Here is a 12,484-nt window from a genome sequence, read left to right on the forward strand (position 1 = left end):
GTAAAGTTTGTATTAAATTTTAATCACAATATCTTGTACTTGAATATTGCCTGTACTTCCAATCCCTTCTAGCACCGCAGTTGCGCTTTCTTCTGATACTTGCTCAATGGTAACTGTGGCGCGATTTTTCGTTGCGACTGCACGCATTAAGTTGACTCTGTCTGGGATATTTTGCTGCAAGACAATTTGAAAGTTATCACCCATTTTAACGTTATTTTTTCGGCCTAGATTGATGATAATTCTGTTTCCTTGCTTAGCGACGATTTGTCCTAATAATGGACGACAGTTTAGGAGGTTATCAATATCTTGCGTGCTTTGTTGAAATAATTGGTTCATTGATTGTCCGTAAGTCGAACTCCAAAAGCGCTTTGTTGTTGGAGAGACGGTTTCATCTTTATCAAATGCCCATTCTGCTGTAGCGGCGTAGTCTTTACTCCATACTTTTTCGCCGCTAATGCCATGAAATAATGTAAAGCGTAAATTAATTTGTCGTTGAGGGTAATCACTCCACAGGCCGAACATTGAGCTCTGATTTGGCTCTGTGGAAATATCTAAAATCTCAGGCTGTAAAATATATTGGCTATCAGTAATTTCGCCTAACCAACTTGGGATCCTGTTGCCTCTAAAGTTTATCAATTGATTTTTATGGTCTAGTTTTTCTTCGGCGTGCATATGCGCAAAACTAAACTCTGACATGCCATTAATCACTGCACCATATTGTTGTGACAGGGCTTGTTCAAAATTGGCTAATTGACCATAACGCAATTGGGAGCGATCTCGCATGGTAGCTTGTGGAATCATCAGTGCCGCTTTAAGTTGCTGGCTGTGACATTGCTGAACGACCTTCTGTGATTCGAGATTTAGCCTTAATGAGACAGTAATATCAGTTGAGGTGATTATTTCTGATACCACTTCAATATTTTTAGCCTCACCCATGCGTTGTACTTGAAATGCATTTTGAGTCAAGTTGCCTTGATTAATGGTTTGACGACTATTGAAGTTCACTCCAGCTTTTAAGCTGGCATAGTTTAATGCTTGATTTATTGCAGCTTCACGGGCTTTATCAATATTGCCATCGACTATGCTCGCTTGACCTGATACTTCGATTCTTTGTGCAAAAGCGACGTGACTGATACTAGCCAATTGCAGTACAAGCACTGAAAAAAATAATAATTTAATGTTTAAATTCGGCATGTTCAGTTTCACTTTTTACAAAATAATGAAGATATCAGTGCCAACTTAATGACTTTTAGACACCATTTTTATGAGTATTTATAGCAAAGCAATAATTGTGCCCTTTGTGTATCTGTGGCTTTGATAAGTGTGAACATTTAGAAAAGGCTCATCATGGCTAATTAATAGCGGTTAAATGATAAAGTTTTTAGCTTAAGTGCCGATAGGGTTTCAGAGAGTGTGGCTATTAACATTGTTATGAGTGTGATGACGAATATGGTTATTAATAAAGTTAGGCCACTTGATACCCATTGAATGAATAAGGTTTGTTCACTGGGTTTAAAACGATACTTTTCTAGATAACGTCAATGACAGTGCATGAATTGAGTTAAGGATATAAATGCTATGCGTCAATTTATTTTATTACCCATTGCTTTATTAATGGCAGCTTGCGCAAGTGAGACGTCAAAGAGTGGCGATGAGTTAACCTATACTGGGCAGCCTACTGACACTAACTCATGGTTTATGTCCGAACCAGAAGGTCAGACGCCAAAAGCATTAAGCTACGATATAGAAAAGGTCGGTTTAGCCCCAAAGTCTCAAGTGAACACACTTGCAGAAAAAATCGTCAATGAACTGGTATTACAAAATGATAGCCTGCGTTCAGATCAACCTTTATTGGTGACGACACCTGTAAAAATAGATGCTTTTAGTCAAACTGACGCTCTAGGTTTGCAGCTACAACAAGGTTTTGTTGCAGCATTTCATGCTCATGAATTTAATTTAGTTGATATGAATGTGGCTAATGCCATAAGAGCAACAGAACAAGGTGAGTTTATTCTCAGTCGCGATTGGAAGCTATTGCCGTCTGATTTACCCGTGTCCCATGTTGTTGTGTCGACAATGGCTACAACAACACAAGGAGTCGTGTTGAATGCCAGGATTGTTAATGTAACCAATAATCGAGTGGTGTCTGCTGTACAAACTTTTGTTCATACAGACAGTTTACCGGGTTACTTATCACCCTCTAATAAAGTTACCTCAGAAAATGGTTTGCTCTATCGTAATGAGCAATCTGGGGATGGAAAAGTGGCTGTGCTAGGAGAGAAATTATGAAAAAGCTTTTAATGGCAATGATGTCTGTCGCAGCATTATCGTTAGTCGGTTGCTCAAGTAATGATAAATATGTTCAGTGGGAAACAGAGGCGCCTGAGCAGTTTCCAAAATTAACCGCGATAGGTTATGCCCCTCTCGCGACCCAGCCAGCAAAAGAGCAATCTCATAAAGTGTTAATGGCGATGCAAGCGTCAAAAATTGCGGCGTATCGTGAGTTAGCAGAGCAGGTATATGGTCAACAAGTGGATGCTCATAGCCAAATGAGCGAGTGGTTATTAAATAGTGAAACCGTGTCGACTCAGGTTTCTGGCATGATTAAGGGGGCTAAGGTGATTAAAAGCTATCCCGCTGGTGATATGTATGTTACTGAATTAGAATTAGATTTTGCTCAAGTGTGGAACTTATATCAGCAAGACAATCGACCAAGAAAAATCAAAGAAGTCACTTATTTTTAGTGCTTTAATGTTGATTGAGCTATTACAAATAAATACAAGAAAGCCGCTGATGACAGCGGCTTTTTTATAGTTTTTATTCATGGGAGCAGAAATTGACGCTTACATTAGGCTTTTAGATTAGAGCCTAATGATGAAATGGTCGACGTTCGCCCTTTGTCATTATAAGTGAGGCTGGTAGCGTTTCGACTCATTTGCATCGCTTGAGAAAAGCGATTTAAACTCGCAATATTCAGTTCAATCAAGCTGGCATTTTGATTATTAATGTCTTTACACTCTTCTAATATTACCTTGGCTTCTTCCACTTTCTGAATTAATACAGTGTCAGTGCTAAGTAATTCTTTATCAGGATGGTTAGCGAGCTTCTGATCATTCTGCTGCAGATTATTGAGACAGGTTACTTTCTCGCGGGCTAAAGCCAAAAGGGTATCTGCATCTTGATCTGTTAACGCTTGCTTTTCTGCAGATACAAGTTTTTTCAGCGACGACAAAGTGCCGTGCTGAAAAGATAACAGCTGTAGTAATTCATTCATAAGTTACTCTTCATAAAATCCACATTACATTTGTAATGCTTGATTAGCCAAGAGTCATTATGAAATTACTCTTGGTCGAAATTTAGTCCGCTCATGTCAGCTTCAAAACTGGCAATATTAGCAGCAAGCTTTTCTGGATCGACTTTATATCGACCTTCAGAAATCGCTGTTTTAATTGCATCAACTTTGCTTTGATCAATTTCAGGTAACGATGCCATTTTGCTCTGAGCTCCTTGCAGCTGTTGTGCTTGCGAGGTAATGCTGACCGAATCAGTTTTCACTGCTGCTGTATTACTGCTCGTTGACTCTGCAGTTTTTGTCGCAGCACTTGCGTCACGGTTAGTACGTAACTGAGTGTGTGAAGCTGTTTTTAGATTGTTAATATCAATTGCCATGTAAGGCTCCAGCGTAATTTATGGTATTCCTAACAGGGTATCGGCCATGCTGGAAAGAACTTTAGGATTATTTTACATCCTAACTTCAACTTCTCCAACACCTATGACAATAACATCTAGTTTCCTGTTTGAGTTAGAGTTTTTGACTCTAATGGTCTCTCCCACATTTCCGTCTCTTAATGCTTCACCGGCTGTTTTTATTTCAAAGCTATTAGTTTTTGCATATATGGAGACTGAATCACCTTTACATACAAAACATAGGTTATTATTGAGTAATGGGGCTTTGGCTGGGACTCGTCTTTTTGAGCGAGTGCCAATAATGTCGGATACACCCGAGAAAAACTGGCCACGAATACTGTGCTGATCAACATAATTTATTTCTATGGTGTCATTGGTGATGAGTTCGCCTTTCTCGATAATACTTTTAGCCGTCACTACAGGGTAGAGTACTTCAACTTTGACGGATAAATACATTTGCCAAGGGTAATCGTACTCCGGACTGTTGCAACTTATCTTTACGGTATTGGTTCGGTTAATCGGTCTGTCGCTGGCCATTTCTACATTGATTGGCGGGTAGCATGATGGAGGGGTTAACCTTCCTTCAACACGTTGTGGCAAGATATTTATCTTTGCATCACTATTATATGAAGGACTATTAGCAATTTTTTTTGCCACAGTCTCTTTAGCTAACTCAGTAATGGTCGATAAAGAGTAGGTAATAGTGCTGTCTTCACTGGCGAAAGCCGGTAAAGAGGAACACAATATAATGAGTAGCCATAGCATTCTTTTATTCATTTTTAGTTTCTAGCCAGTATTGCCAGTATGTCTCTATACTTCTCTATTAACGGTTTAAATCTGTGGATTTAAACAAGAATATTAATTTAGTTGTTTATATGAGTCGCATTGTACTCATCAGTGAGTCAGAAGTTTGACTGTTCAACTATCAATATGGGGTTTTATTGTCATTGTTTTACATGAAGCAATAAGCATGCCCAGTTAGTATGTTGATAATCATATTGTCAGAAAATCGAATTTAGCGTGTGGTACAATTTGATGGTAATAGATTTACTGTCGCTTTAAATCATAAGAAAAACGCCCGGAAGGGGCTGTAAAATAAACAAGGCAGGGTTATGTCGAGTATTCTTGAATCAGTCAATAAACGTACCCAACTCGTTGGTCAAAATAGACTTGAGTTGTTACTTTTTAAATTGAATGGCCGTCAACGATTTGGTATCAACGTTTTCAAAGTAAAAGAAGTCTTACAGTGTCCACCATTAACGACATTACCGCGCTTAAGCCCAATGATTAAAGGTATTGCTCATATTCGTGGTTCGACTATTTCTGTGATTGATTTGAGTGCGGCAACAGGCGGCCGTCCTTTAACTTCAACAGAGAACTGCTTCATTATTATTGCTGAGTATAACCGCAGTATTCAAGGGTTCTTAGTCAGTTCTGTTGAGCGTATTATCAATATGAACTGGGAATCAATTATGCCGCCGCCACAAGGTGCGGGACGTAATTCATATCTAACAGCAGTGACTGAAATTGAAGGTGAATTGGTCGAGATTTTGGACGTTGAAAAAATCTTAGATGAAATCTCACCTGTTAAGACTGAAATCAGTAAAGAAGCTGATGAAGCGTTAACTATCGACCGTGATCAGCATTATCATATTATGGTCATTGATGACTCTGCGGTGGCACGTAAACAAATTATTCGTTCTTTAGAGTCTTTGAATCTGCAAATTGATACTGCAATTGATGGTAAAGATGCACTCGAAAAACTCAAAGCTATAGCAACAGAAATGGACAATGTCGCTGACGAAATTCCATTAATCATCTCTGATATTGAAATGCCTGAGATGGACGGTTATACCCTAACTGCTGAAATTCGAGATGATCCAAAACTAAAAGACATTAAAGTTGTATTACATACTTCGTTAAGTGGTGTCTTTAACCAAGCAATGGTTGAGAAAGTCGGTGCAAATGATTTTATCGCAAAATTTAATCCGGATGAGCTGGCTTCTGCTGTAAATAAACACTTAATTTTATAAGCATTATTATCATTCTCTGTCTATGATTAACTTAATAGACAGATGAATGTTATCTATGAAACTGCAGCATCTCGTTAAGTTCATTAAAATGAATGTTTGAGTTAGCAAGTCAACATTGATAGCGTTAGATGAGTCAATCAAGTGACCGGTTCACACTGAAATTACTTGTAGGTAGTTTCTTTATAATAGGGTGTAAATGTGACGAATAAATCACTCGCTGAAGCAGAATATAATCAGTTTAAGCTTTTTTTAGAGCAGCACAGCGGCATTGTATTAGGTGACAACAAGCAGTACTTGGTCAGAAGTCGTTTGGCTCCATTGATGGGTAAACATGATTTACCCTCATTATCTGAAGTCGTTAAACGCTCAATGAAGCCAACTGAAAGACATTTACGGGCAGAAGTTATTGATGCCATGACCACAAATGAAACCTTGTGGTTTAGGGATAAATACCCCTTTGAATTACTTCATAATTCATTATTACCTGAATATAGCCGTTTAGGGCGTCCATTGAAAATATGGTCAGCTGCATGCTCGTCTGGGCAAGAACCTTACTCCTTAGCGATGACCATTCTTGAGTATCAGCAACGTAAGCCTGGTGCGTTACCCGGAAACGCGACTATTCAAGCAACTGACTTATCACCTTCGATGTTAGAGCGGTGTAAGAATGCAGAATATGACAGTTTAGCGTTAGCGCGTGGGTTATCTCCTGAACGCAAACGCCAATTCTTTGATCAATTACCGTCTGGTAATATGAAAGTTAAAGATAACGTTAAGCGATTAGTGAACTTTAGAGCGCATAACTTACTTGAAAGTTATAGCCTTTTAGGTAAATACGACATTATTTTTTGTCGTAATGTACTGATTTATTTTGCCCCTGAGGCAAAAGCTAAAATACTGCGGCAATTTGCTGCCGCTTTGAATCCTAACGGCATACTATTTTTAGGTGCGTCAGAATCTATCTCAGGTTTGACTGACGAATTCAGCATGGTTCGATGTAACCCTGGTATTTATTATCAAAAGAAAACCTAATTATAATACATTGTAAATAAAGGTTTTTTATCATTTTCTATGCCAGCTTCTGCTGGCGTTATTTTTTTTATCTATTTCGCATCTACTTCCTAAATGTTTTGGCATAACCTTTGCTTTATTCCTCTCAGTTAGCTGATGGAGGCAATTTTATGGCGATTAATTTTGAAAATGGTTTGGGGATACATCAATACTCATTGGGCATTCGTGCTCAAAGGGCTGAAGTGCTATCAAGTAACATCGCCAATTCAAATACGCCTGGCTATAAAGCACGTGATGTAGACTTTGCGTCTGCCATGAATAGTGCTCGTTCTCATCAGCAAGGTTTACAAATGAGTCAAACAACTGACAAGCATTTTGATTTAAAGGCGCTTAGCCAAGAACATGTTCAGTTCCGCGTACCCAATCAGCCAGATACAGGCGATGGCAATACCGTTGACTCCCAGCAAGAACAAGCTGCTTTTATGCAAAACTCTTTAGAATATCAAATGTCATTGGGTTTCCTTGAAAGTAAGTTTTCTGGCATGCGTAAAGCGATTAGAGGAGATTAATCATGAGTCTATTTAATATTTTTAATGTGTCAGGTTCAGGTATGTCAGCACAATCAGTGCGACTGAATACGACTGCCAGTAACATTGCCAACGCCGATTCAGTCTCTAGTAGTGTTGATCAAACTTATAAGTCGCGCCATCCGATTTTTGAAGCTGAAATGGCTAAAGCGACGAGTCAACAAAATAGTTCTCACAGTGTCAGTGTTAAAGGCATTGTTGAAAGTGATAAACCATTATTAAAGGAGTTCTCTCCTGATCATCCAATGGCTGATGGTGATGGGTTTATCTATAAACCGAATGTGAATGTGATGGAAGAAATGGCAGACATGATTTCTGCATCTCGGTCATATCAAATGAATGTCCAAGTGGCTGATGCAGCTAAATCTATGCTGCAGCAAACGCTTCGTATGGGTAAGTAATATGAAATTTGATGGAGGTAACAGATGAGCCTCGTAAATCCTTACAGCAGTCAAACATTGCCGCAGACACAGTCGAGCAGTACAAGTAGTGTTGCTTCAAATACAACACAAACGGCTACGACAGGTAATGCTTTTCTAGACAGTGTTCAGCATGCTGAAGTCGCTGAAACACCTGAGCCTAATAGCCAGGAGCTGACTCAAGCGGATTTCTTCGCTTTATTAAGCCAACAGCTGTCAATGCAAGATCCATTTAAACCTGTAGAAAATGACCAGATGATTTCTCAAATGGCATCTTTCTCAACGGTTGATGGTATCTCAAAATTGAATGAAGAAATCCTAAATCTAAATAACTTAACTAGCTCCAGCCAAGCGTTACAAGCATCAGGACTTGTTGGTCAAAAAGTACTTATTCCATCAGATACAGGGCATATCTCTAGTGAAAGCCCTGAAGTGAAAGGGGTGATCAGTACGCCGACACCGATTGACAGCATTACTGTGAATATCGAGGATGAATCCGGCCAAGTTATCAGAACATTCGAAGTTGATGGTTCTGCAGGCGGTAACATCGATGTGACATGGGATGGCCTAGATAAAAACGGTGAGCCTGTTGCTGAAGGAAATTATGCCATTAAAGCTAACGGTAAAATTGATGGCACATCAGAAGACTTAGCGGTATCGACTTACGCACATGTTTCCAGCGTTTCATTGGGTGATGTCACAACCGGGGCGATATTAAACCTTCGTGGTATTGGCGGCATTCAATTGTCAGATGTACTTGCTGTTGCGGAAAGTTAATTTACTAAAAGTTAGACCGTGGAAAGCTTAAAACCAAATTTCAATAATGGTCAGAATACTGACTATTAACAATAAATAGAATTAGTAAGAGAAGGGGTGAATTATGTCGTTTAACATTGCTTTGAGTGGTATTTCAGCTGCTCAAAAAGATCTCAATACCACAGCAAATAACATTGCCAACGTTAATACAATTGGTTTTAAAGAGTCTCGTGCTGAATTTGCTGATGTTTATGCTAATTCTATTTTTTCAAACAGTAAAACTGCAGTGGGTGGTGGTGCAACCACGACTCAAGTGGCACAACAGTTTCAACAAGGTAGCTTACAATTCACCAGTAACTCACTTGATATGGCTATCAGTGGCGGTGGTTTCTTTGTTACGGCATCTGAAGTGGGTACGCAAGATCACTCATTTACACGTGCTGGTGCATTTAAAGTGAACTCTGAAAGTTTCATGACAGATTCAGCGGGTAACTTCTTACAAGGTTTCCCAGTTGATGCCGATGGTAACTCTACTTCGGTGAGCTTATCGAGTACTGTACCGATTAAAATTCCAGATACTGCTGGTAGCCCTGTAAAAACCAGTAATGTTGGTTTGCAAATGAACTTAAATGTAGGTGAGTCAGCATTAGATCCTGCTAACTTTGATCCAAACGATCCAGATACGTTTAATAACTCAACGTCAGTGACTATTTATGATTCATTAGGTGAGTCGCACATTATGACAACCTATTTCATCAAACCAACAGATGGTGCTTATACCGGTGAGAGTAACTGGGTTGCCTTTTATGCCGTTGATGGCGAGCAGGTCGATATTGATCAAGCAAATGGTGGTTCATACGGTGTAGATACTACCGGCGATGGTATTGCAGATGGTACGGCACTTGCTGAAAATGCATCAGGTTGGAAAGGGTCAGTATTGAAGTTTAATGATGCCGGAGCTTACACAGGTTCAGATCCCGCAACTGTTGAAACGGTCGAGCTGGGTGTCAATGGCGCAAATGTTCTAGGTCCTGGTGCTGATGGTACTCAAAAATTAACTCTTGGTTTTAATAACCCAACACAATATGCTTCACCTTTTGAAGTGACTGAGTTAACCCAAGACGGTACAACAGTAGGTCGTTTAACCAATGTGGGTATCGGTTCTGATGGCTTAGTGACTGCAAGTTACAGTAATGGTTCAACTGAGCCACTGGCGCGTGTTGCACTAGTGCGTTTTGCTAATGAACAAGGTTTGACTCAAGTGGGTAATACCTCTTGGAAAGCGAGCTTAGATTCTGGTGCAGCCTTGGCAGGTGAAGCCAATAGTGGCACGTTCGGTAGTATTCGTTCATCAGCACTTGAGCAGTCTAACGTTGATTTGACCACAGAATTGGTTGACTTAATCTCAGCTCAACGTAACTTCCAAGCTAACTCTCGTACGCTTGAGGTGAATAACACCTTGAATCAGTCAATACTACAAATCCGCTAGTTATCGATTAAGGTTTTGATTAATCATAGAGTTTAGATTTTCAAAGAGTTGCCGCAACGGCAACTCTTTGCCATTTTAATTGACCCCCTTCTTATTAGTACCTCACCAGGTAATCGTTTTATTCCATCTCAAATTCATTAGCTTAGCTTTAATTATTTCTACTTTCATGTGTTGGCACACTGATTGCTAGTTCTGTATATATCTTTTGTTATGTAAAAAGTTTGACGGAGCAGCAAATGGACAAATTACTTTATGTTGCCATGAGTGGGGCAAAGCAGAATATGAATGCTTTGGCTGTTCGTGCCAATAATTTAGCTAATGCCAATACTGATGGTTTTAAAGCTGATCTTGCTCAAGCTCGCTCTATGCAAGCATTTGGTGAAGGTCTACCTACACGTGTGTTTGCCATGACAGAAAGTCCCGGACACAACTTTAATTCTGGCCCGATTAAAACTACAGGGCGAGATTTAGACATTGCAATTAAAGATCAAGGTTGGATTGCGGTTCAAAGTAAAGAAGGTGGTGAGGCTTATACCCGTTCTGGGAGTCTAAGTTTTGACAGTACCGGTTTACTGACCAATGGCCGTGGTAATCCAGTGATGGGTGAAGCTGGGCCAATTGTACTGCCTTTACCAATCGATAAAGTTCAGATATCACCTGATGGCATTATTTCTGTAAGACCACAGGGGGCTACCGCAGATGTGATTGAAGAAGTGGCGCGAATTAAATTAGTCAATCCAGATAATGCAGAAATGATGCGTGGCGAAGATGGTTTATTTAGGCTGACATCGGGCTTAAATGCGCCGAATGATCCTAATGTAACCGTTGAGAGCGGCGCAGTTGAAGGAAGTAACGTTAATGCTGTATCGGAAATGGTGGCGTTAATTGATATTCAGCGTCAATACGAAATGCAAGTGAAGATGATGAAAAATGCCGAAGATCTAGATCGCGCATCCTCGTCTTTAATGAGAATTAGTTAGGAGTAATTATTATGCATCCCGCTTTATGGATCAGTAAAACAGGCCTTGATGCCCAACAAACCGATATTGCTGTTATTTCTAACAATGTGGCCAATGCCAGTACCGTTGGCTATAAAAAGAGCCGAGCAGTATTCGAAGATTTACTCTATCAAACCGTCAATCAGGCTGGGGGTATTAGTGCTGATAACACTAAGTTACCTAATGGCTTAAACATTGGTGCAGGTACCAAAGTTGTCGCGACGCAGAAAATGTTCACTCAGGGCAATATGCTAACAACTGACAACTCATTGGACTTAATGATTGAAGGTCCGGGTTTTTTTGAAGTTGAAATGCCGGATGGCACAGCAGCTTACACGCGTAACGGCCAATTCAGTCTTGATGAAAATGGTCAAATCGTGACTCCAGGTTCAGGGTATGTTTTACAACCCTCTATTACTATTCCTGATGATGCCACTTCAATAACTGTATCTTCAGAAGGTGAAATCTCGGTTAAATTATCTGGCGCGACAGAAAGTACGGTTGTTGGTCAATTGGCGATGAGTGATTTCATTAATCCATCAGGGTTAGATCCAGTGGGTCAAAACCTTTACACCGAAACGGGTTCAAGCGGCACGCCTATTCAAGGCACTGCATCATTGGACGGTTTAGGGGCGATTCGTCAAGGCGCGCTTGAGACATCGAATGTAAACGTGACTGAAGAGTTAGTGAACCTTATTCAAAGTCAGCGAATTTATGAGATGAACTCTAAAGTGATTTCAGCTGTTGACCAGATGATGTCTTACGTAACGCAAAACTTATAACGTTTGATGATTAGGAGAGGGATGATGAAAACATATCTAGTCATAGCATCAGTTATTGTGCTATCAGCTTGTAGCTCAACCCAAAAAAAGCCCATTCCTGACGATCCATTTTATGCGCCTGTTTATCCTGATGCACCCGCAACTCAGATGGTATCGACAGGCTCTATTTATATGGACCATCAAGCATCGAGTTTATATTCAGATATCAGAGCACATAAAGTGGGCGATATCATTACGGTGTTATTAAATGAGTCAACACAAGCCACTAAAAGTGCTAACAACGAAATCAAAAAAGATTCAAATTTAAGTGTCGATCCGATTTATGCCGGTGGCGGTAATGTCACCATCAAAGGGGTGCCACTCGATTTGCGCTATTCAGATTCTATGGATACCAAACGTGAGTCTGATGCCGATCAGTCAAACAGTTTAGATGGCAGTATCTCAGCCAACGTAATGCAAGTGCTCAGTAACGGTAATCTAGTGATACGTGGCGAAAAATGGATCTCAATCAATAATGGAGATGAATTTATCCGTGTTACAGGCATGGTTCGTAGTCAAGATATCACCCCAGAAAATACCGTTGAATCAACCCGTGTTGCCAATGCCCGTATTCAATACAGTGGTACTGGCACGTTTGCAGATGTCCAAAAAGTGGGTTGGTTAAGCTCCTTCTTTATGGGCGAATGGTGGCCTTTCTAAGGAGTATGCCATGAAGACTAAAT

The 12,484-nt window shown here is 40.0% G+C and carries 15 protein-coding genes; 11 read left to right on the top strand and 4 right to left on the bottom strand.

Annotated elements, in window-relative coordinates; all coding sequences use genetic code 11:
- Nucleotides 1-12 precede the first annotated feature (12 nt).
- The gene (locus BCU84_RS15515; RefSeq protein ID WP_102528983.1) at nucleotides 13-1,194 is read right to left on the bottom strand and encodes a flagellar assembly protein T N-terminal domain-containing protein; all 1,182 of its coding nucleotides are present in this window, start codon (nucleotides 1,192-1,194) and stop codon (nucleotides 13-15) included.
- Nucleotides 1,195-1,578: 384 nt separating this feature from the next.
- On the opposite strand from BCU84_RS15515, the gene BCU84_RS15520 reads away from it, so the two are divergent.
- On the top strand, nucleotides 1,579-2,289 hold the full coding sequence (locus BCU84_RS15520; RefSeq protein ID WP_102528984.1) for a FlgO family outer membrane protein: 711 nt from the start codon (nucleotides 1,579-1,581) through the stop codon (nucleotides 2,287-2,289).
- Complete coding sequence (locus tag BCU84_RS15525; RefSeq protein WP_102528985.1) at nucleotides 2,286-2,744, top strand: LPP20 family lipoprotein; 459 nt, start codon at nucleotides 2,286-2,288, stop codon at nucleotides 2,742-2,744. Before BCU84_RS15520 ends, BCU84_RS15525 begins: the two co-directional genes overlap by 4 nt.
- A 104-nt stretch (nucleotides 2,745-2,848) precedes the next feature.
- Here BCU84_RS15525 and BCU84_RS15530 read toward each other — a convergent pair whose 3' ends face one another.
- The 3 genes from BCU84_RS15530 to flgA form a co-directional block, all read right to left on the bottom strand.
- Nucleotides 2,849-3,274 carry a flagellar protein FlgN gene (locus tag BCU84_RS15530; RefSeq protein WP_102528986.1) on the bottom strand — a complete coding sequence of 142 codons (426 nt, stop codon included), beginning with the start codon at nucleotides 3,272-3,274 and terminating at the stop codon, nucleotides 2,849-2,851.
- A gap of 65 nt (nucleotides 3,275-3,339) precedes the next feature.
- Nucleotides 3,340-3,669 (bottom strand): flagellar biosynthesis anti-sigma factor FlgM, encoded by a 330-nt coding sequence (gene flgM, locus BCU84_RS15535; protein WP_102528987.1) that lies wholly within the window; start codon nucleotides 3,667-3,669, stop codon nucleotides 3,340-3,342.
- Nucleotides 3,670-3,741: 72 nt separating this feature from the next.
- Nucleotides 3,742-4,464: a flagellar basal body P-ring formation chaperone FlgA gene (gene flgA / locus BCU84_RS15540; protein ID WP_102528988.1), complete on the bottom strand. Its 723-nt coding sequence runs from the start codon at nucleotides 4,462-4,464 to the stop codon at nucleotides 3,742-3,744.
- Nucleotides 4,465-4,799: 335 nt separating this feature from the next.
- Here flgA and BCU84_RS15545 point away from each other — a divergent pair, with 335 nt between their 5' ends.
- From BCU84_RS15545 to flgH, 9 genes are all read left to right on the top strand, one after another.
- Nucleotides 4,800-5,720, top strand: coding sequence for a chemotaxis protein CheV (locus tag BCU84_RS15545; protein ID WP_102528989.1), 921 nt, complete (start codon nucleotides 4,800-4,802; stop codon nucleotides 5,718-5,720).
- A gap of 198 nt (nucleotides 5,721-5,918) precedes the next feature.
- Nucleotides 5,919-6,752 (top strand): protein-glutamate O-methyltransferase CheR, encoded by an 834-nt coding sequence (locus BCU84_RS15550; protein ID WP_102528990.1) that lies wholly within the window; start codon nucleotides 5,919-5,921, stop codon nucleotides 6,750-6,752.
- 149 nt (nucleotides 6,753-6,901) lie between these two features.
- Entirely contained in the window at nucleotides 6,902-7,300 is a 399-nt protein-coding gene (flgB, locus tag BCU84_RS15555) for a flagellar basal body rod protein FlgB (RefSeq protein WP_102528991.1), read from the top strand.
- Nucleotides 7,301-7,302: 2 nt separating this feature from the next.
- Complete coding sequence (gene flgC, locus BCU84_RS15560) at nucleotides 7,303-7,719, top strand: flagellar basal body rod protein FlgC (RefSeq protein WP_102528992.1); 417 nt, start codon at nucleotides 7,303-7,305, stop codon at nucleotides 7,717-7,719.
- A 24-nt stretch (nucleotides 7,720-7,743) separates the two neighbouring features.
- A complete protein-coding gene (flgD, locus tag BCU84_RS15565) occupies nucleotides 7,744-8,514 on the top strand; it encodes a flagellar hook assembly protein FlgD (RefSeq protein WP_102528993.1) in 771 nt (256 codons plus the stop codon).
- Nucleotides 8,515-8,617: 103 nt separating this feature from the next.
- The gene (gene flgE, locus BCU84_RS15570; RefSeq protein ID WP_102528994.1) at nucleotides 8,618-9,982 is read left to right on the top strand and encodes a flagellar hook protein FlgE; all 1,365 of its coding nucleotides are present in this window, start codon (nucleotides 8,618-8,620) and stop codon (nucleotides 9,980-9,982) included.
- A gap of 236 nt (nucleotides 9,983-10,218) precedes the next feature.
- Entirely contained in the window at nucleotides 10,219-10,962 is a 744-nt protein-coding gene (gene flgF / locus BCU84_RS15575; RefSeq protein WP_102528995.1) for a flagellar basal-body rod protein FlgF, read from the top strand.
- Nucleotides 10,963-10,973: 11 nt separating this feature from the next.
- Complete coding sequence (gene flgG / locus BCU84_RS15580; protein WP_102528996.1) at nucleotides 10,974-11,762, top strand: flagellar basal-body rod protein FlgG; 789 nt, start codon at nucleotides 10,974-10,976, stop codon at nucleotides 11,760-11,762.
- Between the two features lie 24 nt (nucleotides 11,763-11,786).
- Complete coding sequence (gene flgH, locus BCU84_RS15585; RefSeq protein WP_102528997.1) at nucleotides 11,787-12,461, top strand: flagellar basal body L-ring protein FlgH; 675 nt, start codon at nucleotides 11,787-11,789, stop codon at nucleotides 12,459-12,461.
- Nucleotides 12,462-12,484 lie beyond the last annotated feature (23 nt).

Origin of the sequence: Shewanella sp. 10N.286.51.B7, assembly GCF_002873615.1 — a bacterium.
GTDB classification, from domain to species: domain Bacteria; phylum Pseudomonadota; class Gammaproteobacteria; order Enterobacterales; family Shewanellaceae; genus Shewanella; species Shewanella electrodiphila.